We start from the raw sequence: 23,954 nt of genomic DNA, 5'->3' as shown, positions 1-23,954 counted from the left end.
GATTCCCTCCTTTAACACATCTTCAAATCTGCCTGCTATACTTTGTGGGTTATTGAACAGTTTTAGTCTTCTGAAGAAACGCCGCAATAAATGCATCGATTTCCCCGTCCATTACTGCTGAAACATTTCCAGTTTCCACATTCGTACGATGGTCTTTAACCATACTATAGGGATGGAAGACATAGGAACGTATTTGACTGCCCCAAGCATTTTCTTGTTGCTCGCCTCGAATTTCGGAAATCTCCGTTTCTTGCTCTTTACGTTTAAGTTCCAATAGTTTTGCCTGTAAAACCCGCATAGCTGCAGCTTTATTTTGGGTTTGAGAACGTTCACTCTGACACTGAACTACGATCCCGGACGGCAAATGCGTAATTCTGATAGCAGAATCCGTCTTGTTAACGTGTTGTCCGCCTGCTCCGCCGGATCGATATGTATCAATCCTTAAATCCTCAGTATCAATGGTTATTTCGCCGTTATCCTCAGCGACTTCCGGTATTACATCTACAGAAGCAAATGAAGTATGTCGACGACCTGATGCATCAAATGGCGAAATCCTTACTAATCGATGTACACCCTTTTCAGACTTAACATATCCATAGGCGTTTTCCCCACTGAAGGACAGGGTTGCGCTTTTGATGCCTGCTTCCTCCCCATGTAAAAAGTCCAGGGTTTCCACTTTATATCCATGCCGCTCGCCCCAACGAATATAAAGTCGATAAAGCATTTGAACCCAATCTTGTGCTTCTGTCCCGCCGGCTCCAGCATGGAGAGTTAAAATGGCATTGTTTCGATCGTACTGGCCTGAAAGCAATAACTCTATTTCCAAGGCCTCAAACCTTTGATTAAGCGCTCTTATCCCCTGCTCAATCTCGGGTTCCAGGCTCACATCGTCTTCCTCCGCAGCTAATTGCCAGAGAGTCGCAGTCTCCTCAAGTTCCCGCTCCAGCTCCTCATAAATTTTAACTTTGCCTTGATGCAAGGCTAGCTCCTGCATTATTTTCTGAGCATAGACCGGGTCATCCCATAGATCAGGTCTATGAAATTCCGTCTCTAAGGCACTAATTTTATCAATACGCTTAGCGACGTCAAAGGGAAACCCTCAAATCTGCCAAAGACAGTGATAATGTTTCAAGATCCTTTTTCCAATCAGAAAGCACTCATATTCACCCTTTCCAAAATCCATTTGCTTTCTAAGAAACAATGCGCTAATTCAATCCGTAAGCAGTCAGGCCTACGCTCCTGGATGTTGCTTTTTCTTTGCCCCGCAACACTTTTTATATTTTAACCCGCTTCCACATGGGCAAAGATCATTGCGTCCAATTTGGTCTCCGGTGTGAACTGGTTTACTCGGTTCACCTTCATAGCGGTTTTCTGTTACATTACGAGGCTGCTCTGCAACTTCTTCCCGGACTTGCGGTGTCACCCGCATAACATAACGAACAATATCATCCTGAATGGAGTCAATCATCGCTTGGAACATTTCGTACCCTTCACGCTTATATTCTACGAGTGGATTCTTCTGACCATAGGCACGTAACCCAATCCCCTCTCTCAACATATCCATAGCATCAAGATGATCCATCCACTTGCTGTCTACCACTTGAAGCATTACTGCTCGCTCAACTTCACGCATTAGGTCAGCGCCAAATAACTCTTCACGGCTCTTGTAAAGTGCTTTCGCTTTTTCAATCAGCATTGCTTCAATTTCTTCAGCTGAAAGCTCTGCTAACTCTTCGGGTGATAAATGGATTCCAGGCAGAAAAAATCCTTCTACATAATCAGCTAAGCTAGACAAATCCCATTCTTCCGGAAATGTGCTTTCCCCACTAAACATGCTAATACTATTTGTGGCTGCCTTTTCTATCATGTCCATGATATTGTCATGCAGATTTTCTCCCATGAGAACTGCACGCCGCTGAGCATAAATAACCTCACGTTGCAGGTTCATGACATCATCATAATCAAGTACATGTTTACGAATTTCAAAGTTGCGGTTCTCAACTCGTCGTTGGGCGGTTTCAATAGAACGGGAAATCATTTTAGAGGTAATAGGTATAGAGTCATCCATCCCTAATTTATCCATGATGCCCATAATATTATCGGCACCAAACAAACGCATTAAATCGTCCTCTAACGAAATAAAGAATTGAGTTGATCCGGGGTCACCTTGACGTCCCGCACGCCCTCTCAATTGGTTATCAATTCGTCTGGATTCATGTCGCTCTGTCCCAATAATATGTAAACCGCCTATTTCAGCCACGCCGTCACCGAGAATAATATCTGTTCCTCGACCAGCCATGTTTGTGGCAATTGTGACCATGCCATGTTGTCCGGCTTGAGCAACAATTTCAGCTTCTTTTTCATGGAATTTGGCATTGAGGACTTGGTGTGGAACCCCTCGCCTTTCTAACAAAGTACTTAAGTGTTCCGATCTTTCGACGGAAACCGTTCCTACCAGAAGCGGTTGCCCTTTGCTATGTCGTTCGATGACACTATCCACAACCGCTAAGAACTTACCTTCCTCTGTACGATAAATAATGTCCGGCTCATCTTTACGCAGCAAAGGCTTGTTGGTTGGAATTTCTACAACGTCCAGTTTATAAATCTTGCGAAATTCTGGTTCTTCCGTCATAGCCGTTCCGGTCATGCCCGAGAGCTTTTCATACATTCTAAAGTAATTTTGGAAGGTGATCGTGGCTAACGTTTGTGATTCTTTTTCAATCTTGACGCCCTCTTTAGCCTCTATGGCTTGATGTAATCCTTCACTGTAGCGACGCCCAAACATCAGACGTCCAGTAAACTCGTCAACTATAATTACTTCCCCGTCTTTAACCACATAGTCGCGGTCACGTCTGAAAAGGGTTTGCGCTTTCAAGGCTTGGTTAACATGATGTGCGAGCTCGCTATGAATATCTTCATAAAGATTGTCAACACCTAGCATGCTCTCCACTCGACTTACGCCTTTTTCTGTAAGGGTGACAACACGCTCTTTTTCAATGACCTTATAATCCTCTTCGGTTTTTAGGCGCGGAATAATCATGGCCACCCTGAAATATAACTCAGTAGGCTTGTCCGCTTCACCAGAAATGATCAGTGGTGTGCGTGCCTCGTCAACGAGGATCGAGTCTACTTCGTCCACGATAGCATAATGCAACTCACGTTGAACCAAGGCCTCAGGTCTTGTAACCATATTATCCCTGAGGTAGTCAAAACCAAATTCGTTGTTTGTACCATAAACAATATCTGAAGCATAACTGTTTCGGCGTTGCTCATAGTTCAACCCATGAACAACTAAGCCCACGGAAAGACCAAGAAATTGATGAATACGTCCCATCCATTCACTGTCGCGACGAGCCAAGTAATCGTTGACCGTTATGACATGAACCCCTTTTCCTGATAAGGCATTCAAATAGGCCGGCAAAGTGGCTACAAGAGTTTTTCCCTCCCCTGTACGCATCTCGGCGATCCGGCCATCATGAAGGACCATCCCTCCAATTAACTGTACATCATAGTGTCGCTGATCAAGCACCCTTCGGCCAGCCTCTCGTACAACTGCAAAAGCCTCCGGCAGCACACTCTCCAGACTTTCTCCCTGCTCCAAACGTCCTCGAAATTCAGCAGTCTTACCACGCAATTCGTCATCATTCAAAGCCTGGATCGTCGGTTCAAAGCTATTAATCACTGCAACGCGTTTTTGATACTTTCGTATTTCGCGTGCATTATCATCGAATAAATCTAAAAACCCCATTATGTCCACCTTTCTCAATCTTTGTATATTTCTTAATTCTAACATCCTTGAGATACGACTGCAACCAAGCCTGATGATTAACTCATGGGATATTCTCCCTATTTACCTTCGAACCAAAATAAAATCTGCGGTTCTTTAAATATATATGTAGAAAGGCCCGCATATGCGGGCCTTTCGCTCAATTATTAGCGGCAGATCAGTCCGAGTACACCACGCGATTTGCTCGAACTCTGGCTGATTACGTCTGAGGTTGCAGCAACCCATAGTCTCCATTATTACGCAGATAGACTACATTCATTTCTTGGCTTTCAGCATTTGTAAACACAAAGAATGTATGTCCTACTAAATTCATCTGCATAATCGCCTCTTCTACGGACATTGGCTTAGCAGAAAACTTCTTATTCCGAACAATCTCCTCACTCGGTTCATCGCTCATTGCAACTTGTTGCTTAGGATCATGATCCTTCAGGACTTTAGAGCGCATCCGTTTATTAATACGCGTGCGATATTTATCAATTTGGCGTTCTAATTTCTCAACGACCATGTCGATTGACGAATACATATCTTCGGTTTCTTCTTCGCCACGCAAAATCATACCATTGAGTGGAGCAGTAACCTCCACCCGATGCCGATCACGCTCGACAAGCAAGGTTACTTGAACGTCCATAAACTCGTCAGAGTATTTAGCTAACTTACCCACACGTTTCATAACATACTCTTTAAGGGCGTCTGTAAGTTCGATATGTTTACCACGAATATTAATGTTCATAAATTCAACCCCCTTCTATGCTGGTATATAAGTAATATTCCCGATTTACACAAAAAATCCTGCTTATTTAATATAATGTTTTTAGAAATGATATTTCTCAACTAAATCCCTAAAGAGAGAATCGCTGACATGATATCAACGATTCTCTCTTAACAAATTATACTTTCTTAGGATTAACGGACCATTACATTGGATGCCTGTTCCCCACGTGGGCCTTGAATGACATCAAACTCAACATTCTGTCCCTCTTCCAGGGTACGGAATCCATCCCCCATGACCGATTGAAAATGCACAAAGATATCTTGCCCATTTTCTTGCTCAATAAATCCGTAACCCTTCTGTTTGCTAAACCATTTGACTTTGCCTACCACGTAAAAAAACCCTCCTTGAATTGTCGAAGTCCTAAAGCTTAAGCCTCAACTCGACTAATACTAAGGAGGATACCCAACATTTAGAAAATTTAAACCTTAAACGAATCATAATTACACTCCCAAATTTAATGCACTAAAATTAAAGATCCTAAAACCTCAACACGATTTCGAACCCAAGAAACACGCTGCATCAAAACGACCACTTTTACCTCCAAAAACCACCCCCAAAGAGCGTTTTCTACTAAGCAGAAACACACCAACGGTTCAAAACCCCGTAGCTCACCGCAGGCCTCGCCCACGACTCGAACAGGACGTTTGGGTTATAGAGCATAGCCACGGATGGCTAGAGATGCCGTTGGCTGATAGCGCGGTGCCAGGGAATGGAAAGGAACAGCACAGATGCAACAGAACCGGATGTTCCTAATCCGTTGCGCTAAGGATGGAATAACATGAGGCCTTCCATCCTTAAGGTTCGGACGCGCTCGCGAACCCACCAGCACGTCAGCGGCGTAACGTGCTGACGCGTGCAGAAACCGCTCCTCCCAAGAGCATGACATGCAAAGGCGCTCCCCAGGCCTGCTTAGCCAAAGGAGCGCGTACAATAAGCTTCTCTTATAAAATTTTACTCAAAAACGCCTGAGTCCTTGGATTCTTAGGATTCGCAAAAACCTCGTTGGGCTCTCCCTCTTCCATGATAATCCCCTCATCCATAAAAATCACTCGATCCCCAACCTCACGAGCAAATCCCATCTCATGAGTAACGACGACCATAGTCATCCCTTCTCGTGCCAAATCCTTCATAACCGCTAAAACCTCTCCCACCATTTCTGGATCAAGAGCAGAGGTAGTCTCATCAAAAAGCATAATCTTTGGCTTCATTGCTAAAGCACGAGCAATAGCAACCCGTTGCTGTTGTCCACCAGAAAGGCGATCAGGGTATTCGTCCGCTTTATCATAGAGACCAACTTTAGCCAAAAGCTCTAGGCCAATCTTTCTTGCTTCCTCTTTATTTGTCTTACGAACCACTTCTGGAGCAAGCACAATGTTTTGAATTGCAGTCATATGTGGAAAGAGGTTAAAGCGTTGAAAAACCATACCCACCTCTCGTCGTATCGCATTAACATTGACCTCAGAGTTAAGAGGAATTCCATCGACGATAATCTCTCCACTAGTAGGCTCTTCAAGTTTATTTAGGCAACGCAGGAAAGTGCTCTTCCCCGAACCACTGGGGCCAATGACAACCACCACTTCTTTTTCACGAACATGGCAATCAATTCCTTTAAGAACTTCAAGCTTACCAAAAGATTTATGCAAATTCTTAACGAAGATCATTCTTGCCCAACCTCCTCTCCATATAGGCAACCCATTGGGCAATCAACTGAGTCATTACTAAGTAATACAAGGCAACGGCCATATACATTGGAAGTGGTTGGTAGGTTCGTCCAACGATAATCTTTCCGGTATAAAAAAGTTCCTGTATCGCAATTATGGATAACAGCGAGGAGTCTTTTAGCAAGGCAATAAACTCGTTACCTAAAGGAGGAATCGTCCGTTTAAAAGCTTGTGGAAGGATAACATAACGCAACGCTTGAGCTTGTGTCATCCCTAGCGATCGTGCAGCTTCGGATTGACCACGGTCTATGGACTGAATGCCGGCTCTAAATATTTCAGCAATATAGGCGCCTGAATTAAGGCCCATCGCCAATATCCCTGCCGTATACTGATAGTTATCGGGCATAGTCTGCCATTTAAGAAGCATTGGTATTCCAAAATATACTAGGAATATTTGTACTAATAATGGAGTCCCTCGGAAAAAATCTATATAGGCAATCGCCCCCGCGCGAACAACTTTGTGCTTAGACAGCCGAGCTAAAGCCATGAATAAACCAATTACAACTCCTATCGCCACCGCTCCAGCCGTTAGTTCTAAAGTTAGCAACGCCCCCTTGGCGAGAATAGGCATATTATCTACAACGACATGCCAGTTCATTCCCACAATAATCCTCCTATCTTCAAATTCTTATTCTTTATACTTTATTCTTTACGAAGCTATAATAAATGAAGCAGAATTAGTTCTTTCTGTCTCTCATTTCTCCACTCCATATTACATCGCCTTAAAATTATATATTTTACCGCAAATTTTTACAAGTAAAACTACATGGCCATTAACAGCGTCCATAAAGAGTACATCCGATATCAATTTATGAAATCCTTGTCCGCACCAACGGGACCTAGATTTCAAATGATCAAACAAAGTGTGATTATACAGGGAGGTAGGAGTATATTCAAGGACCAATTTAAACCATTTCGTGTCTATTGAGACTGGCATGAATGTCAGCCCTTTGAGTGTATGAGGGTTAAGGGCAAATTAAAGGGAAAGCACTTTCTTTATTTCAGTGCCTTCCCTTTAGCAAAGTAGTCAAACATGTTTAAAAGAATTATTTGATTTTAGGAGCATCCACTTTGAACCATTTCTTATAGATCTCATTGTATTTTCCATTTTCCATGAGTTTTTTCAATGAGGCATTCATCTTTCCTGCTAATTCAGTATTTCCAAGCTTCATGGCAATTCCATAATATTCTTCACCGGAGTCAGCATTTACAGATTCAATTTGGGCTGTAGGATTTTGGGCTTGGAACCAAAGTACAACCGGCGAGTCAGCCACAACAGCATCCACTCCACCGCTTATTAGAGCATTCATAGCATCCGGGGTTGTGTCATACTTATTTGTTTCCATGCCTTTTTCCTCAACTGCATATTGTCCTGTTGTATTGAGTTGAACTCCAATTTTCTTTCCTTTTAGGTCTGCTAATGATTTAAAATTAGCACCTTTTTTCATGGCTATATATTGGCCGCTTAAAAAATACTTGTCACTAAACAGGACACTTTTGGCACGATCCTCAGTGATTGTCATAGCAGAAATAACCGCCTCATATTTCCCTGCTTGCAAGGCTGGAATTAAACCATCAAAAGCTGCTGTCTCAATATCTACTTTTGTATAGCCCATATCTGCGCCGAGAGCCTGAATAAGCTCAATATCAAACCCTGTCGCTACTTGCTTTTCATCCATAAATTCAAATGGTGCATAGGCGATATCAGATCCGACTCTCAAAACCTTTTCCTCGGGAGCTGGATTCGAAGATGGAGCAGGTGTGTTGGTACTTCCGCATCCGGCAAGTGTCAAAAGACTCAAACTAAGTACTGCAGTTAAAACAAAACGAAATTTTGACCTAAACATTTTTATTCCCCTCTCTTTTGGATGTCTTAGCAAACCCCTCTTAAAGCTTTGGTGTTATGCATCAGCTTATCCTTCTTGCTTCCGATTATACTTAGTTGCGAATAATTATACAATACTTTTTTCATTGATATCTAAGACACCCTCCTGTTATTTTTTCAGGCGTAGATCGAAAACCTCCCTTAGTCCATTCCAAAGTATGTATTCCCATCATAAACTAAGTTATTTTGTTGTTTTATCCAGCGTCCTAAAAAAGTATACTCCCGTTGGATGAATGCTAAATCCACTAATACTCTTGTTGGAGGCAGCCATATCCAAAGAGTTGCTAATAAACACCCATGGCGCATCTTTAACTAAAATTTGTTGAGCATCAGTATAATTCTTAATTCGCTCTTCATTACTTGAACTTTGCTGTGCCTTAAGAAGCAATTCATCATATTTAGGGTTGTTGTACATTGCATAGTTTAAACGACCATTGCCAATTTGGTTTGAATGAAGCAGAGCATATAAGAAGTTATCAGGATCCCCATTATCACCCATCCAGCCGCACAGATATGCTTCGCCTTTTCCGTTCTTCACGTTTTCTTTGTGCTCTTTCCAAGCCGCAGAAGTAATATTAACAGTTACTCCTGCCTCCTTCAGATATCCTTGAATCGCCCTGGCCAGATTGTCTCCACCTATTGGGTTGTAAGGACGTTCATCCGAATAGCTGTTAAGTTCGAAACTTAAATTATTATCATACCCGGCTTCTTTCAATAATTCCTTAGCTTTCGCCGGATCATAAGGATAGGGTTGCAACTCTTTTACATAGCCAAAGAGGACCGAAGGCAAGGGGCCATTGGCCAGTACAGCGTTTCCTTTGTATAAGCTATTGATTATTTCTTCACGGTTAATCGCCATAGATATCGCTTGGCGAACTTTAGGATCGTTAAAAGGTTTACGATCTGCGCGCATTCCCATGTAGTTGATGTTCATACCTGGGGCGGTACTAACGTTAAGTTTGGCATCCCCTTTTAGACGTTCGACATCATCAGGATCAATACCATCAATAATATCTGCTTCGCCGGCTATTAGTTTATTGGCGCGTACGGAGTTTTCTTTTACAACTTCAAAGATCAGTTTATCAACTTTAGGTTTGCCATCCCAATAGTCTTGGTTGGCTTTAAGCGTAATCCTGGCGTCTTTTTCCCAACTTTCAAAGACAAATGGGCCTGTACCAACTGGGTTTGCCCCAAAATCTTTGCCCATCTTTTTAATAGCTTCTGGAGAGCCCATAGGAACGCTGAGCGACATAGCAAGGTTTAGCAAAAATGGTGCATAAGGATTCTTTAGAACAAATTTCACAGTGCTTTCATCAACTGCAACGACTTTATCCACCATACCCAGCGTAAACTCCGAATAGGGCATCTCTGCGGTTTGATTAGGCGGCAGTTGTCGCTCTACGTTGAATTTTACGGCTTCAGCATTAAATGGAGTACCATCATGGAACTTAACCCCTTTTCGGAGCTTAAATGTCCATTCCTTTTCGTCATCTGAAGTAGACCACTCTGTAGCAAGAGAGGGTTCTACTTCGGTGGAACCCTCTCTATACCTCACCAAGGTGTCAAAGACGTTGGCCACAACTTTAGCAGATTCTCCGTCTTCAATGAGTGCCGGGTCTAGACTGATTGAATCCGCTCCCCGTGCAAAAATAACGGTTTTCTCCCCCGCAGTCTGACCTCCGCCAAAGGAATTAATTACGCCGCATCCAGTAAGCAACGTGCTCACTAGAAAAAGGGATGCAAGAACCCCTGCCAATCTTCTTCTCATACTATCTCCTCCTCTTCAATGCCCTTTCTCCTCTTTTATATAAGCAGGAATAATCTTCTATATATTCGATCTTCTTTACACAATCTCCTCTTAGAAAGTAGTCTTTAAATATTCGCCTATTTCCATATTTCCCCTATATAATCAGCTATCCCATTCATGGTGATGCTAAATCACTCTAATACCCCTTTTTTAGCAAAAAGATTAACTCTAGTTCTTGAGTTAACCCATAAAAGTTACTTTATCCCCCTAAGTTACACACAGGAGTGTGTGGATAGTGTGGATAAGTATCGTTTCTGGCCTATTTTTTCGAGAAACCATTGTGGATAACCTTGTTGATATTATTATGCAATATAATATATTAATGCAAACAGAAACTTTTTAAAGGAAAAATAAAAAGCATTGGTCGGCGAATTGCCTACCAATGCTTGTCAATATCAAAATGATTAAATTTTTAAATTAGTATTGATCGCGAGCTGGGCGATGGTGCTGATAGCACTCACGGCAATATACTGGACGATCAGATGTAGGTTGGAAAGGAACCTGAGTTTCTACTCCGCAGTCCCCACAAACGACCGTAAACATTTCACGTGATCTTCCTTCTTGGGAATTACGGTTTTGTTTGCGAATGTTGCGGCATTCACGGCAACGCTGAGGCTCATTTTCGAAACCTTTCTCAGCATAGAATTCTTGCTCCCCAACTGTAAAAATAAAAGTCACTCCGCAGTCTTTACATACTAGATCTTTGTCTTCAAAGGCCATGAAAGATATTCCCCTTACGTAAAAAAATGTAATAGGCTGTGCCCATCCATTTATAATTATAACTCTAATCAGACAAAGGCACAAGTTTTTTTTCAAGGCCAGCGGCTAAGCACAAGCCATAAATTGCTCTTACTCCACTTTCCCTAAGAACCCCTGCAACCGCTTCGAATGTGGCCCCTGTTGTCGTTACGTCATCTATAATCCATACGGTTCGACCTTGATAATACTCCGGTTGTCTCACAACAAATATCCCTTTTAGGTTATGAAGCCGTTCTTGACGGGAGAGTAAAACCTGAGACGATCTTGGCTCGATCCGGTCGACACCTGGAAGAATCGGTAATCCTAATTCCCAGTGTAAAGCAGAGGCAATCACCTCCGCTTGATTAAAGCCTCGTTCTGCCAAGCGGGTTTTATGCATCGGTACTGCAACTATACCATCTACGGCTGGAAGCTGGCTAATAGCCCAATCTGAAAAAGGTCGAGATATTTCTCTAATAAGTCGTGGCTGGGCTTTAAATTTGACAGTTTGAATAAATTCCTTTAATTTTCCCGAATAATGACCCCAGGCAGTAACTTGATCCAGTTGTTTTGGTCCTCTGCCCGCGGCACAATCAAGGCAATATAACTTCTCCGACTGAACCAACTTTCCACACCTTCCGCAACGCCTTAGGTCGGAACGAAGATATTTAGTCCTGCAAGTCATGCAAATTGGACCTTTTTCAGCACCACACAGTGCGCAATATTGTTTATCCACGTACCAAAGCCCGCGACCGACCTTAGATGCTTCCCTCCACAACTCCTTCAAGCCTTCAACCTTCTTTCTCCACGGGGTCAATCAGTCCTAATTCCAAAGCACGTCTGTTTTGTTCCTCAATCCATTGCACTGCAGTCTTCATTGCTGGTGTGATCTGCTTAGCCAAAAACAAAACCCCTCCCCCAGGCCTTTCCCTGGTTCGTCCCACTCTTCCCGCCATTTGCACTAAGGCACGCTCATCAAAAATCGGATGGTCTGCCCCAAGAACCACTACTTGAATCCCAAGCAGAGTAATACCTCGCTCGAGGATAGTCGTACTTATAAAAATATCATATTTGCCCTGTTGCAAGTTCTTTATCTTCATATTGCGCCCCGGATCCGCACTATAACTCCCATCGACGCACCAACCCGAAAAACGTTGTTTAAAGGATTTGATCCAGGGATCAATCCAAGATATTTTGGGGACAAACACCAGCACAGACCCCTGACCTCTTAATGACTCAATATCTTTAGCCCATAAACCTATACTCCCGTTAGCTTCTAGCGAATTTCCAACCCTTATCCAAATTGGAACAGGCAGAGGATTTCGATGATGTCTTGCCGGAAGGCGAATGAGCGAAATTTCCCCTTTTCGAACAGCCTTTAATCCTTCATGAGAAGGAGTTGCCGTTAAGTAAAGTAATTTGCCTCCTGGTCGCAAGGCTTGATTCAGCCCCCATTCCAATGCTCTGTTCCCATGATAAGGGAAGGCATCCATTTCATCCATGAAAATTACATCAAAACACCTCCAAAATCTTAGGACCTGGTGCGTAGTTGCCAGCACCAGTCCCCCCACTTGAAATTTAACTGTGGTGGTCCCAGTCAAAACTTGAATCGGATAATTTGAAAAGTCCCGTTGAAGCCTTGGCGCAATATCATGAATAACATCCTGACGAGGCGCAGCAAAAAGTACTGATTTCCCTTGTGCCAGTGCCCAAGCAGCTGATGGAAAACACACTTCAGTTTTTCCTGCTCCACATGCAGCCCAGAGAAGCGCAACTTTTTCAGATGTGCCTTTGATAATCTCCGATACTTGATCACTTGCTAAACGTTGGGCCTCAGTCAAGTTCCAGTGAGGTTGAAATAAAACCACAGAAGGACCGTCCAAGATAGAACGTTTGTCTCGATACAACACATTCAACGAGTTACTCACACCTATGCTTTGACAACTTTGGCACGTCGCAGCCACTCCATAAAAACTGGGCCACTCTTCTAAATCCTGTTCTCCACAACGTTGACATTGCCAACCTCTTTTATTTTGTTTTACCGAAGGAACCCATTGCGCACATCCCTGCTCTACATTGTAATGAGCAAATTTTGTGATCACCTCATCCATCAGTCCGAGCTCTCGAGCAAGTTCTCGCAGATCCCCTATTGAAAGTTGCCTGCCCCGGACGAGTTGATTAAAGGCTTTCCATGCCTCATTCCCAATATCTGCACTAAGAACTAAGCGCTCTTCAGGCAAGGAAATAACCTCAGGGATTTTCCTCCAAGTTAACTCCATGTCCCAGCCAAAATCTTCTATAATCTTGGAGATACGGCTCTGAATAGCTTGAGGACTCTTTTTGAAATTAAGTGTGTTCTTCTTTGTTAGGCGCTCTAGAACTACTTGAATAATTGCTAACGGAAGAGGCTCACTGAGATAGCTGACTGCTCTCGAATCCCACTCAAGCCTTTCTTGAAAAGGAAAAACACCAACCTCATAGTTATGGTTTAACGTAAGAAAAAAGAGCACCGAAACCCCTCTCCCTGTTCACACTATGTGATCATTTCTCACATCCTGCTTATCACTAAGCGAGTACCCGCTAATCTCCATTTCTGAGAACCGACGCTGCAGACATGCTATGTATTTCTCATTTTGCTCTAGAAACAAATCCGATTTAATCTTAACTTCAATTGATAACGGGAGTTTATCGCCCTTTTGCAGATTAGGTAATGCCTTCTGAAGAAGCCAAAGTCGCTTCTCCATCTCTCCATTTTCTGAGCCCCCGTCGCAAACTAAGAAGACGCTTTGTGATTTATTGCTAAGCCGTTCCTGCCATGCACCTATAAAGTCCTGCCACTTATGAGGAATACTCCACTCATAGCCTGAATTCGCTGTCCAGCAAAAAATAGCTGCAACTAACACAAACCCAATTAAAAAAGTCATATTCTCTCCCCCTGCTTACAACTTATGTTGTGGCAGAAGTTGTGTGAGTTGTCTTTGGCGAGCATAGTCTGCAAGGAGCTTAATATGTTGGGATGGCAGAAAGTTCTTGTGCCCTTGCCAAAGCTTTAGATCCAAATCATTAAGGTCATCTGCCCTTCCTTCAATAGTTTCAGGCACTTCCTCAACCCACTGATAAAGGAGCATAGTCATTTCCGGTTGTGCTTGTCGATTTACCTCGGCCGCATCCCAAACAACCGACTGCGCCCATTCATAGGCTTCTAACTCAAATGGTTGCCATAAAAGAACATCTTTCACAGTCTCTAATCCAGAATCTAGGTTCCCCTGTCTAAGCAAATGCTCTGCCAACTCTTGACGCACCTTAACTTGGGTCTGATCCCGCTTCAAACTCTTACCCCATAGTTCAACACTTTTTTCAGGGTCCTGCTCCCTGCATTGGACAGCCTGCGCATTCCAAATTTGCTCTCTCTCTATCATTTTTGGATTCAAGAGGGCACTCCCACAAATCAAACAGAAGATAAAACTTAAACCGAACATTCCCATGTTGCTCAGCATGAAAAGTAATTTATTTTGTTTTGAAAAGATCGTTCTAAAATAATCACGCCGTTTATGCAAAATGCCAAAAAGCAACCAAAACAAAATCCCTAAGGCCCCAAAAGAAAAGTCTGCGTCCACTAAACTATGCAGTGCTAAAAAGACCAGGGCACTTGACACCTTAAGTTGTGCTTTTGCATCTTCCAATTCAGTCAATGAGCTGATATATTGTTTGTTTTTCCTTCCCCAAATCTTCCAAGCCTTAGCTAACGAAAAACTTCCCCAAATCCCTACACTCAGAATTCCGAGAAATCCCTGATTCAACAAGATATGAATAAAACTCGAATGAGGATCTGCAGTCCAATATGGAAAGTGTTGAACTGCAGGAAAAGCCAACCACCCTCCTGCCTGAGGAACCCCCCCTGAATTCCAAGCTAAACTAATCCCATCTTGGAAATAGACTATTCTTTCCTGCCAACTTGAAGAAGAAAAGCCCCAAGCGGTTAGGTTCTCCCAGGCTGATTTATAATAGAGAGGCATGAGAATTGTTCCCGCAATTCCCAACATAGCCCCCACTAGTCCTCTAAGATATCTGCTTAGTATTTTTGGTCGCTGGTGAAATCTCTGTCGTATGGATAGGCTGGGGCTGTTTTTTTGTAAGTTAACCCTTAAAAAGATCTGTTGAACTCCGAGAACTATAAGAAATAATCCCACACCAGCACGTGAACCAGTCCCCACTAGAGAAACAGCCAGAAAGATTAAAACTAGCTTTCTTTGTGGATATAGTAATAGTGCAGCTCCTAAAAATGCTGCAGCAGCATTAGGGTAACCAAAGACAGAACTCAATCTGCCTCCCACTTTACCGATCCAAGGCAACCAGCCAATGACAGCAATTGCAATGGCTATCCATTCAATATATTGCAGCAAATACCTTTTGGCTTTTTCATCAGAAGAAATTCGAACCCCCAACCGATAGACGAACCAAAAGACTCCCCAACGTAAGGCTTCAAGCAATCCATCTGTATATTTAATGGGATGAAGAAGCCCTAATAAGGAAAAAATGATATATCCCAAAAGTAGGAAATCAGTTAGGCCTAAGCCAGAATACTCCTCAGTCATAAAAATAGATCTTTTGTATAAAAAAGAAGACATGATATAGGCAGAAAGAAGAAATCCAAACAAAAGCCATTCTTGAGGATAATAGAGACCGTGGATAAAAACACTTAATCCTAAAAAAAGAGCTAGGAAGCGTACTGTGTTGCTCCTAGCTCTGCTGTCTTGTTGTAATGTTGCACCAATCACTGGGCCGGATTCTTCCTCTCTAGGAAGAATTTAAGGGTTCCTTCTGCCGCCAGTGCATCTCCGACATAGGCGACACCTCTGGCAACTCCATAAGTCTTGCGCAACTTCACCAGCTCCACCTCTAAACGAAGCTGATCTCCTGGAATAACCTGCCTCTTAAACTTAACATCATCTAAGCCAGCAAATAAACCTAAGTAACCTTCATATTCTGGCTTCTTAAGAATAGCAACGGTTCCAACTTGAGCAAGTGCTTCAATGATCAGCACTCCTGGCATAATGGGATGCCCTGGAAAATGGCCCTGAAAGAAGGAATCATTTATTGTAACGTTCTTAATTCCCACCGCCCTTTTTCCTTCTTCAAGTTCTATGATACGATCTACCAGAAGGAAGGGGTAACGATGTGGAATGATCTTCTGGATTTCTTGGCTTTCTAACACTGAAATTCCTCCTTATTAATCGTGGTTAGTGGCAGACATCTCGAACTGCAAATATCTTTTACCAACACGAGTATGGCAGATATTAACCACTTTGTCTAATGTATGTCATATTGGGTACAAGCTGAGGACAGTTCTCGACTTGCATTCGAATTGCATTCACAGGGTCATGAATTGTGACGAACTGCGAATATCGAACTGCGAGTTGAGAGTATCGCTTGCAGATGTGAACCAATATGTCTTATGATTAAGTATAATAAAAGTATATAACTGCATGCAAACAGTATAACCAAGTTTAGGTCTGAAGGGAAGATGGCCGGGGTATGAAAAAAAAATACAAGATTCTACATATTATTGGTGGCGGTGAAATCGGAGGAGCCGAGCAACATGTGTTATCTCTGCTCAAGGAAATTGACCGGACTCACTTTGATCCTCATCTTGTCTGCCTGACCAAAGGTCCTTTCGCTGACCTAGCCATTGAAAATAAGATTCCCGCCACTACATTCCCTATGCGCTTTCCCCTTGATCTTACTCCCCTGCCCGCTCTTATTAACTGGTCAAGGAAACAAGCAGTCAGCGTCATTCACACCCATGGTTCTCGGGCCAATCTTTTGGGGCGTCTAAGTGCCAGATGGTTAGGCATCCCCAGCTTAACCACTGTCCATAGCTCTCTTGCTCACGATTATCTCTCACCCATATCTGCCATAATAGCTCTAAATCTTGATCGTCTGACCCTGCCCCTAACCTCGGGAATTATCACTGTATCCGAATATTTAGCACAAGAAGTTACGTTAAGAGGCGGTCGAAATATTGAAACCATTTATAATGGTTATTCCTCAATTTCCTTTGACGATCCTTCAACTACTCGCCGCTATTTTCGCGAAAAGTGGGGCATCCCAATGGATGCTCTTGTTGTTGGAACGATTGGCCGGCTCCATCCTGCTAAAGGACAAATGAATTTAATCAAAGCCGCAACACAACTTAACTTGAGATTCCCAAATCTCCACCTCTTGCTTATAGGAGATGGTCCTCTTCGCCAAAACCTAACTGAAGAACTTCAAAGAAGCGCTATTCCTCATACTGTCACAGGCTACCTGCCCAAAGCGTATGAAGCTCTTCGGGCAATGGACCTTTTTGTCTTACCTTCAATCAGTGAAGGTATGGGGCTGGTTCTCCTCGAAGCAATGCAGGCTGGAATTCCGATTGTTGCAAGTGCTGTCGGAGGAATTTCTGAAGTCATTCACAATGAGAAAGAAGGGCTGCTTGTTCCTCCTGGAGATGTTGCAGCGTTAACCACCGCGTGTTCTTCTGTTCTAGAAAATCATACCTTAGCGCAGTCCTTGGTTCGAGCGGGCCAGAACCGCTGGCCTATGTTTTCCATTGATAGTATGATCAGAGAAACTGAACAGGTATACAATCGCTTATTAGAACGAGCCGTTAAGTAATATCAAATTATACATCCAGTAAAGTAATAAAAAATTTAAGAGACAGAAGAATCAAAGGTTGAGCAAATACGCTCAACCTTTGATTCTTCTATTCACTACCGTTTTTCGCGACCATCAAGACTGCCCTTGTCTAGTTTATCATTTTTAGGCTTATTCTCACCCTTGGTTTGTAACAATTCGTACTCAAGGGATGATGGATTCCCTATTCTTAAAAAGCTTGGCAGATTAGCCTTTTTGTTCGCAGCTTTATCACCTCTAGTACTTATATGGTCCCCATCTCCCTTACCTTGCTGTCCTTTATCTTTCTCATTCTCTATCCCTTTTCTGTCGTTCTCTATCCTTATGTCTTTATTGTTCCATATCTCGTTGTTTCTATCGCTCCCTACCCCTTTGTCGCTATCGTTACCTTCGGGTTCACTCTTTTCGTCCTTTTTCCGGTCCTCAATTTCTTTGTTCTGTTGTTTATTCTCTGACTCTTGATCTTTGCCCTTATCAAGCATCCGACCTTCGACCGATGGATATTCATGCCCCTTCTTATCCGCTTTCACCTGAGCCTGAACTTTTGGGTTCTCAAGTAACTCAACTCGTTCTAAAGTATCCCTTAATTTCTCAGGTTGAGTGTTTACCCCTGCCTTTTCAGCGGTCTGCCAAAGCGCATACTCTCCTAATGTCAGATTCTCCCTTTGCGCAAGTTCCCTATCCTGAGGTGTTAAGGCAAAGAAGGTAACTTGCGGAGTGAATCCATTTTCCTCAGTATCCTTTTTAAGCCATGAGACAATTTGATCCTCGCTAAGATTCTTATCTGCTTGCTCTGAAGTGTCAATGATTAGAGGAGAATAGCCTACCACAATCCAAGGTTGCTCAGGGTTAAGGAAATTTTGATTATGGGCCTCCGTTACAATTTGTTCTAAAACCTTAGCAATTGGCTCTCCCTTTAGTTCAATTTTACTAATCAGACGTTCCGCATCCTCGTTTTTAGTCTTTATTTTTAACAAATTCCCTTGTTCATCAATAGTAAATTGTATACTTGGATTAATATCAACCGAGAGCAAGGCTACTGCAGTTGGAGCTTGATACAGGTTCCATGCCAAGAGAGTGGTTAAAACCAAAAGAAACAGCGCCGCAACCCCAGCCCAGGCGCGTAAACCTCCAAAACCCTCCAGAGAAGCCAGCTGAATTTCAATCTCTTCTCCCACTTCGACGTTTTGCCGTCTCTGAACATGGCGAAAGGTACCATTTTCAGCTAAGACCGTATAGCGAGATCCGGATTTTTCCAGAACAACCGCTTTTATTTTTTTCATCCCTTCGCCCCCTTTTCCCGTGGAAGGACATACTCCCGTAAATAAACATAGTCGTTTTGGTTCGCTAAGAGTAAAGCTACAGCCAGAATATACTTTCGACCCCGTTCCAATACCTTTGGATGAATCTGTGTTTTCAAACCTAATGCTTGCATCGGAACTTTCCCTTTAGATTCAACCTGATGCCACAGCTCTAAATCAAAGGCTAATTCTCTAGCTGCCCGAAGCAAAGTCTCTCTAGAATCACGATGTTTAGGGGATACTTCTACCAAGTCCCGAAAGGTGAGCTGGAAAATTCCCAGTGCTTTAGAGAATTGCCGAATCTCTTCCGCTCGCTCACGGTTCTGTTCTTGCTCCCGGAAATCGTCTATTCCCAGATGGACATCCACCCGACGTCCAATGTCGTCTTGATCAAGCGAAATTGACTGCCGCAAACGTTGCCTGCGATGATAATCAATTAACCTGCGTTTCATCAAAACCCGTGCATAAGCTAAAAAAGGTACTCCTCTATCCTCAACAAACAGGTCTATCGCTTCATTAAAAGCGATCAACGCCTCTGATAATTCGTCGTCTCGACCCCATTCCAGAGAGCGAAAACAAGCTTGGCTAGCTACATGACGAATAAACGTTTGAGATTCGGCTAAGAAATCCTCTCGAGCTTCTGAGTCCTCTTTCAAACGCTGCCAAGAACATAGTTCTTCCCATTCTGGCATTTTCTTTCTTCCTCCTAATCTCTTATACGAAACGAATTTTCTCTATTAGGGGGTCATATTAGAAAACCTCTGCCAAAGCACCTTCATTACAAAACGAGGCAATACACTTTGGCGTTTCCAACGCCATGGCTCTTTCCACAAACGATAGAGCCATTCCAATTGAAACTCTTGAATGCGCTTTGGCGCTCGAACAACATTACCCGCAAGCGCGTCGAAGCTACCGCCGACCCCTATACTCACAGTTGCCAAATCTCGATGCTCCGCAATCCAATATTCCTGGCGGGGAGCACCCAGTCCGACAAGAAGAATATCCGGACGAAAGCCTCTGATCCTTTCTATTACTTCAGTTTCTTCCTCCGTGCTGAAGTAGCCGTGAGAATCCTCCCAAGCTATTCCGGAATATTTCTGGGCAACTTGGATTCCTGCCTCCCGGGCTATGCCTGGTTTCCCTCCTAGAAAGAAAATCCGCCATTTATTCTGATCCGCCACCGGAAATAAAGCCTGGATTAAATCTATCCCTGTCACTCGTTCCTGAACCGGAGTTCTTAGCCGCTGAGAAGCCCAAACAACACCGATCCCATCTGCCGTTACTATATCTGCAGAATTAATCAGGTTCCTAATTTGCTGATCTTTACCAGATGCATAGATCATTTCCGGATTAGCTGTAACCACACGTATCTTTACCCTGTTTTCTACAGCCTTCCGAATCTCTTCAACAGTTTCTTGCATAGAATATGTATTTACGGTGATCCCGAGAATATCGACCCTCATGAAAAATCTATTCCTTTCGGATGAATGAAATGGAATTAATGATAAAGCCCAAGGAAAGGGAGCCCCTATCCGAAAAGACTCTGATTTCGGATCGACCACCTATCCTCGGACAATTTTGTTTGTTAATAGTTTTTAATTCACTAAAATTATGCTCTGAAACACTAATACTTTCCTGTCAATACCTTACCCGTACCTAAGGCCACACAAGAAATAGGATCCTCAGCTAAGCTAACCGGTAAGCCGGTTTCACGGGACAGACGGGTGTCAAAGCCATACATCATAGCTCCCCCGCCCGTCATAATTATTCCTTTGTCGAGGATATCAGAGGATAATTCGGGGGGAGTGCGTTCTAAGACTTCTTTAACCCCCGCGACAATTGCATCGATAGATTCCTCAAGTGCAACGAAACACTCTTGAGAATTTACATTTATGGTTTTAGGCAAACCCGTAATTAAATCGCGTCCACGCACATCAATATACGCAGACGGTCTGCCCTCTGAAACGGCTGAACCAACAGCGATCTTGATTTCTTCAGCAGTACGTTCTCCAATCATAAGATTATGCTCCCGTCGGATATACCGACTAATAGCTTCATCGAACTTATCCCCGCCGACTCGAAGGCTTCGTTTGGCCACTATTCCATTAAGCGATAGAACTGCGATATCCGTAGTTCCTCCACCTATATCTACTACCATACTGCCTGTTGGTCCGGAAATATCCAACCCAGCTCCCAACGCCGCTGCATATGGCTCTTCAACCACTTTTACATCTTTAGCTCCGGCCTGGTAGGCTGCTTGCTTAACGGCCCTTTGTTCCACTTCTGTAACTCCTGAGGGAATGCAAACGACAACTCGAGTTTTAAAGAATGGCCATCTCTTGGCTCCTGCTTTCTCCAGGAAATATTTCAGCATGAGTTCCGTGGTCTGATAATCTGCGATCACTCCATCACGCATTGGACGTACAGCAACAATATTTCCTGGTGTACGTCCAATCATTAACCTGGCTTCTTCCCCTACTGCAATTCGTTTATTTGTGTTTCTGTCGATCGCAATAACAGAAGGCTCATGCAGGACAATCCCTTTTCCTTTAGCATAAACCAAAACACTCGCTGTCCCTAAATCTATTCCCAAATCAATCCCAAAATCAATTCCCAACATTATCGGAGATACCCCTTTCGTTAAGCAATAGCTTGTCCATCTAGATAATACTATAAACAAATAGCATAATCTCCCTCTCGGGAGATTCGCTACTTATAATCTTGTTATTGAATTCATTCGCGATAAAATCGCTAATCCCTTTTGATATCCAAGTTTTTTTTCAAATTACCTTAAAGTTCACCCTTCTTCAACTAAAAATACCCTTATCTAGTTCTCTTGGTACTTCTTTCGAGTCGCCTCTCCTCCACGAATATGCCGTTCTGCTTTGTTTGTCTCAAGAATATGCTTTACTTCCATGGATAACTTTTCATTTACTAATGGCAGGCGTTCCGTAACATCTTTATGAACTGTTGACTTAGAAACACCAAAGACATCAGCCGTTTGTCGAACGGTAGCACTCGATTCTAATATGTAAGTTCCAATATCGAGCACCCGTTTGCGTATATATTCTTGCACGCAGAGCCCTCCTTCGTCCACAAGTGTAGTACATTTATATGCATTCCCAACAAAAAAAGACATCCGTAAAAGGATGTCCTCACTTGGTAAATACTGAGATGTTTATTATTGCTCACTTATCTTGTACTTTATCTCCATGCCATACTTCAAAATAACGTTAATTTATCGCTTTTCGCTCCAATCATTCTTCCTTCTGGTTCGCAATTCTGCATACCCAATAAAAAAAGACATCCCTAAAAGGATGTCCTGACTTTAGTAAATACTGTGATTAATTTGATATTAGGGCACTATCCTCTGGACCTGTCCGTTGTGCCACAATTCGTAATGAAGCTGTGGTTGATCACTTTCTCCTTCAGATCCAGGAAATAATCCTACCTGACCTAGCGCTCCCTGAGTTTCTATAAACTCCCCTTCTTGAACTCTAAGGTTATCCAGTCCTCCATAAGTGATTATCCAGCCTTCTCCGCAGTCTAAAGTTACTTTCTGCCCCTGGATAGGATCTGGTCCTGCTTCAATAACCGTTCCTCCGTGTGTAGCTCTAATCATTGTTCCTTCTGACAGAGCATAATCTAATCCAGCATGATAGACATAGTTTCCGAATGCCTTAGAATAGTAATTACCCACGTTTCGAATAGGCTTCCCATTGACCGGACTCGGAAAGTCTTTTATCCCGATTGATGCATTGACTAAATTCTTCTCTCCAAGGACAAGCTTTATTTCTTCCTGTAATTCCGGATCTTGATTAAGACTGTTCGTCATCATCTGTTCTGATTCGGTTACTGATACGCCGTTCGCTCCATTGTTTTTTTCTGTTTTTATAGCAGGAGAAGCCGATACAGCATGAGCAGACTCGTTAGTTAATTTCTGAGGTTTTTCTATAGAAATTTCCGCCCCAGAACTTAGATACCCAATATAAAGGATCAGACCAGCTAGTATGAAGGCAAACCCCCAGACCAAAACCCAGTCTTTTGCTATATGCCAACGTTTCATTCGACTCACCTCTAAATCTATTTTTGCCGAATGTTTCTGCTTTTAGACAGATAAACCTCACCCTTCAATGCTCTAAATGTTATCTAATGTATTGAGTTTTGTTCCGGGATAATAGTATGCTAAAATTTCTTCTGCTTTGATACTCTTTTTGGCTAAATCATTGGCTCCCCATTGTGACATTCCTACAGCATGCCCGTTTCCATACGCAGTTATCGTAAGGCGTTCCGGTTGAATGGCATATTCAATATCTGTCGAGGAGAGTCCTAACATAGTACGGATTTGAGTTGCTGGATACACCCTGCCTAATACTCGAACAGTCTTGGCTCTTCCAACCGATGTCTTGCTTAACACTTGAAAATCTGTTGCAGTCAAAGACCGCGGTGACTCTCTAAGTCCCAACTTCTTATAAAGATCTTGGGTGGTATATACAGTTTTCTTAATATAGCGTTGTAAATTTTCTTCACCTGAATTCACATTTTGTAAATATGGTCGAGATGAGCTCCATACCTCTTCTGATCGCTCTGTGGGCTTTCTTCCGCTGCTGCTGTGGTATAAAGCTTCGATATATTCTCCATTGAACACTAGGACCATTCCTCGAGTTCCAAGCACAGCTTTTTGTATTTTAGTCCGATACCGCCAGTAATTAAGCAATCCCCAATTTTTTCTCATTTGTGTATCAGACAGCCATGCTTGTGATAACACCGTGGTGTCCACATCATATCCCACATCTGGCAGACTGCTTTGCCCTATGCGTTTTGCTGCATAGGTCCGCGATGCAACAGCCTGAGCTTTTAATGCCTCGAGTTCAAATTCCGCAGGCATTTCTGCTGAAACTACCCCTACTAAATATTCTTCAAGAGGTAGTTTTACAACTTCTTTATTGGGCATCAGAACTCTTATTTGTACATCTTCCGGAGTAACCTTCTCCTTCTGCCAGCGCAATACACTCCAGGGAATTACGAAGACAATGCAGAGTGATAATGCAATGAGCCATATCCAATCTTTTTTCATTGAACCCTCCTGCAGTACAAGCATTTTGCTTAAATCTATGCAGAAGGAATACAGAATATGGCAGACATTGAATAAAGAATAACTCTTCATTGCCGTGATGGCGAGAAGGGACCTTTCGGAAACTACATACGATAAGTTATACTTCCTGACTAGTAAAAAAAGAACAAGAGCAGAATAATCTACTTCTTGTT

Annotated in this window: 23 protein-coding genes; 1 reads left to right on the top strand and 22 read right to left on the bottom strand. The window is 42.9% G+C overall.

The window, feature by feature from the left end; all coding sequences use genetic code 11:
• Positions 1-49: 49 nt before the first annotated feature.
• From prfB to fabZ, 15 genes are all read right to left on the bottom strand, one after another.
• A protein-coding gene (gene prfB / locus BUB11_RS02340) for a peptide chain release factor 2 (protein WP_143159024.1) occupies positions 50-1,157 on the bottom strand; the annotation gives its coding sequence in 2 pieces (ribosomal slippage) (positions 50-1,087 and positions 1,089-1,157; 1,107 coding nt in all).
• Between the two features lie 74 nt (positions 1,158-1,231).
• Positions 1,232-3,748 carry a preprotein translocase subunit SecA gene (secA, locus tag BUB11_RS02335; protein ID WP_073027565.1) on the bottom strand — a complete coding sequence of 839 codons (2,517 nt, stop codon included), beginning with the start codon at positions 3,746-3,748 and terminating at the stop codon, positions 1,232-1,234.
• Between the two features lie 238 nt (positions 3,749-3,986).
• Positions 3,987-4,517, bottom strand: a complete 531-nt coding sequence (gene hpf, locus BUB11_RS02330; protein ID WP_073027564.1) for a ribosome hibernation-promoting factor, HPF/YfiA family — start codon at positions 4,515-4,517, stop codon at positions 3,987-3,989.
• A gap of 173 nt (positions 4,518-4,690) precedes the next feature.
• Entirely contained in the window at positions 4,691-4,888 is a 198-nt protein-coding gene (locus BUB11_RS02325) for a cold shock domain-containing protein (RefSeq protein WP_073027562.1), read from the bottom strand.
• A gap of 320 nt (positions 4,889-5,208) precedes the next feature.
• Entirely contained in the window at positions 5,209-5,445 is a 237-nt protein-coding gene (locus tag BUB11_RS26790; RefSeq protein WP_143159023.1) for a hypothetical protein, read from the bottom strand.
• Between the two features lie 55 nt (positions 5,446-5,500).
• Positions 5,501-6,220, bottom strand: coding sequence for an amino acid ABC transporter ATP-binding protein (locus tag BUB11_RS02320; protein WP_073027561.1), 720 nt, complete (start codon positions 6,218-6,220; stop codon positions 5,501-5,503).
• Complete coding sequence (locus BUB11_RS02315) at positions 6,207-6,878, bottom strand: amino acid ABC transporter permease (protein ID WP_248286333.1); 672 nt, start codon at positions 6,876-6,878, stop codon at positions 6,207-6,209. The genes BUB11_RS02320 and BUB11_RS02315 overlap by 14 nt, the downstream gene beginning before the upstream one ends.
• Positions 6,879-7,326: 448 nt before the next feature.
• On the bottom strand, positions 7,327-8,127 hold the full coding sequence (locus tag BUB11_RS02310) for a basic amino acid ABC transporter substrate-binding protein (RefSeq protein WP_073027558.1): 801 nt from the start codon (positions 8,125-8,127) through the stop codon (positions 7,327-7,329).
• 219 nt (positions 8,128-8,346) lie between these two features.
• The gene (locus BUB11_RS02305; RefSeq protein WP_073027556.1) at positions 8,347-9,933 is read right to left on the bottom strand and encodes an ABC transporter substrate-binding protein; all 1,587 of its coding nucleotides are present in this window, start codon (positions 9,931-9,933) and stop codon (positions 8,347-8,349) included.
• A gap of 456 nt (positions 9,934-10,389) precedes the next feature.
• Positions 10,390-10,692, bottom strand: a complete 303-nt coding sequence (locus BUB11_RS02300; RefSeq protein WP_014905249.1) for a zinc-ribbon domain containing protein — start codon at positions 10,690-10,692, stop codon at positions 10,390-10,392.
• Between the two features lie 64 nt (positions 10,693-10,756).
• Positions 10,757-11,497, bottom strand: a complete 741-nt coding sequence (locus BUB11_RS02295; protein ID WP_073027554.1) for a ComF family protein — start codon at positions 11,495-11,497, stop codon at positions 10,757-10,759.
• Positions 11,498-11,501: 4 nt separating this feature from the next.
• On the bottom strand, positions 11,502-13,220 hold the full coding sequence (locus BUB11_RS02290) for a helicase-related protein (protein WP_073027553.1): 1,719 nt from the start codon (positions 13,218-13,220) through the stop codon (positions 11,502-11,504).
• An 18-nt stretch (positions 13,221-13,238) separates the two neighbouring features.
• The gene (locus BUB11_RS02285; protein WP_073027551.1) at positions 13,239-13,634 is read right to left on the bottom strand and encodes a hypothetical protein; all 396 of its coding nucleotides are present in this window, start codon (positions 13,632-13,634) and stop codon (positions 13,239-13,241) included.
• Positions 13,635-13,649: 15 nt separating this feature from the next.
• Entirely contained in the window at positions 13,650-15,488 is a 1,839-nt protein-coding gene (locus BUB11_RS02280) for an O-antigen ligase family protein (protein ID WP_073027550.1), read from the bottom strand.
• Positions 15,485-15,925, bottom strand: coding sequence for a 3-hydroxyacyl-ACP dehydratase FabZ (gene fabZ, locus BUB11_RS02275; RefSeq protein ID WP_073027548.1), 441 nt, complete (start codon positions 15,923-15,925; stop codon positions 15,485-15,487). The genes BUB11_RS02280 and fabZ overlap by 4 nt, the downstream gene beginning before the upstream one ends.
• Before the next feature lie 320 nt (positions 15,926-16,245).
• On the opposite strand from fabZ, the gene BUB11_RS02270 reads away from it, so the two are divergent.
• Positions 16,246-17,367, top strand: a complete 1,122-nt coding sequence (locus BUB11_RS02270) for a glycosyltransferase (protein ID WP_073027547.1) — start codon at positions 16,246-16,248, stop codon at positions 17,365-17,367.
• A 95-nt stretch (positions 17,368-17,462) separates the two neighbouring features.
• Here BUB11_RS02270 and BUB11_RS02265 read toward each other — a convergent pair whose 3' ends face one another.
• The 7 genes from BUB11_RS02265 to spoIID form a co-directional block, all read right to left on the bottom strand.
• Positions 17,463-18,668, bottom strand: coding sequence for an anti-sigma-I factor RsgI family protein (locus tag BUB11_RS02265; protein ID WP_073027545.1), 1,206 nt, complete (start codon positions 18,666-18,668; stop codon positions 17,463-17,465).
• The gene (locus tag BUB11_RS02260) at positions 18,665-19,378 is read right to left on the bottom strand and encodes a sigma-70 family RNA polymerase sigma factor (RefSeq protein WP_073027544.1); all 714 of its coding nucleotides are present in this window, start codon (positions 19,376-19,378) and stop codon (positions 18,665-18,667) included. The genes BUB11_RS02265 and BUB11_RS02260 overlap by 4 nt, the downstream gene beginning before the upstream one ends.
• 45 nt (positions 19,379-19,423) lie before the next feature.
• The gene (locus BUB11_RS02255; protein WP_073027542.1) at positions 19,424-20,149 is read right to left on the bottom strand and encodes a WecB/TagA/CpsF family glycosyltransferase; all 726 of its coding nucleotides are present in this window, start codon (positions 20,147-20,149) and stop codon (positions 19,424-19,426) included.
• 161 nt (positions 20,150-20,310) lie between these two features.
• Complete coding sequence (gene mreB, locus BUB11_RS02250; RefSeq protein ID WP_073027540.1) at positions 20,311-21,306, bottom strand: rod shape-determining protein MreB; 996 nt, start codon at positions 21,304-21,306, stop codon at positions 20,311-20,313.
• A gap of 207 nt (positions 21,307-21,513) precedes the next feature.
• Positions 21,514-21,762: a sporulation transcriptional regulator SpoIIID gene (gene spoIIID, locus BUB11_RS02245; protein WP_009619498.1), complete on the bottom strand. Its 249-nt coding sequence runs from the start codon at positions 21,760-21,762 to the stop codon at positions 21,514-21,516.
• 279 nt (positions 21,763-22,041) lie between these two features.
• Complete coding sequence (locus tag BUB11_RS02240) at positions 22,042-22,752, bottom strand: M23 family metallopeptidase (RefSeq protein WP_073027538.1); 711 nt, start codon at positions 22,750-22,752, stop codon at positions 22,042-22,044.
• Between the two features lie 72 nt (positions 22,753-22,824).
• On the bottom strand, positions 22,825-23,763 hold the full coding sequence (gene spoIID / locus BUB11_RS02235; RefSeq protein ID WP_073027537.1) for a stage II sporulation protein D: 939 nt from the start codon (positions 23,761-23,763) through the stop codon (positions 22,825-22,827).
• Positions 23,764-23,954 lie beyond the last annotated feature (191 nt).

The organism is Desulfosporosinus lacus DSM 15449, from assembly GCF_900129935.1.
In the GTDB taxonomy this organism is placed as follows: Bacteria; Bacillota; Desulfitobacteriia; order Desulfitobacteriales; family Desulfitobacteriaceae; genus Desulfosporosinus; species Desulfosporosinus lacus.
The sequence above is the reverse complement of the archived record's forward strand: the minus strand, read 5'-3'. Positions and strand labels throughout refer to the sequence as shown.

Coding starts and splice junctions, on each gene's coding strand:
- BUB11_RS02315 (WP_248286333.1), bottom strand. CDS start 6,878: ATGAACTGGCATGTCGTTGTAGATAATATGCCTATTCTCGCCAAGGGG.
- BUB11_RS02240 (WP_073027538.1), bottom strand. CDS start 22,752: ATGAAACGTTGGCATATAGCAAAAGACTGGGTTTTGGTCTGGGGGTTT.
- mreB (WP_073027540.1), bottom strand. CDS start 21,306: ATGTTGGGAATTGATTTTGGGATTGATTTGGGAATAGATTTAGGGACA.
- hpf (WP_073027564.1), bottom strand. CDS start 4,517: ATGAACATTAATATTCGTGGTAAACATATCGAACTTACAGACGCCCTT.
- BUB11_RS02305 (WP_073027556.1), bottom strand. CDS start 9,933: ATGAGAAGAAGATTGGCAGGGGTTCTTGCATCCCTTTTTCTAGTGAGC.
- spoIID (WP_073027537.1), bottom strand. CDS start 23,763: ATGAAAAAAGATTGGATATGGCTCATTGCATTATCACTCTGCATTGTC.
- secA (WP_073027565.1), bottom strand. CDS start 3,748: ATGGGGTTTTTAGATTTATTCGATGATAATGCACGCGAAATACGAAAG.
- BUB11_RS02285 (WP_073027551.1), bottom strand. CDS start 13,634: ATGACTTTTTTAATTGGGTTTGTGTTAGTTGCAGCTATTTTTTGCTGG.
- BUB11_RS02255 (WP_073027542.1), bottom strand. CDS start 20,149: ATGAGGGTCGATATTCTCGGGATCACCGTAAATACATATTCTATGCAA.
- BUB11_RS02265 (WP_073027545.1), bottom strand. CDS start 18,668: ATGAAAAAAATAAAAGCGGTTGTTCTGGAAAAATCCGGATCTCGCTAT.
- BUB11_RS02300 (WP_014905249.1), bottom strand. CDS start 10,692: ATGGCCTTTGAAGACAAAGATCTAGTATGTAAAGACTGCGGAGTGACT.
- BUB11_RS02260 (WP_073027544.1), bottom strand. CDS start 19,378: ATGCCAGAATGGGAAGAACTATGTTCTTGGCAGCGTTTGAAAGAGGAC.
- BUB11_RS02320 (WP_073027561.1), bottom strand. CDS start 6,220: ATGATCTTCGTTAAGAATTTGCATAAATCTTTTGGTAAGCTTGAAGTT.
- BUB11_RS02310 (WP_073027558.1), bottom strand. CDS start 8,127: ATGTTTAGGTCAAAATTTCGTTTTGTTTTAACTGCAGTACTTAGTTTG.
- BUB11_RS02270 (WP_073027547.1), top strand. CDS start 16,246: ATGAAAAAAAAATACAAGATTCTACATATTATTGGTGGCGGTGAAATC.
- BUB11_RS26790 (WP_143159023.1), bottom strand. CDS start 5,445: ATGTCATGCTCTTGGGAGGAGCGGTTTCTGCACGCGTCAGCACGTTAC.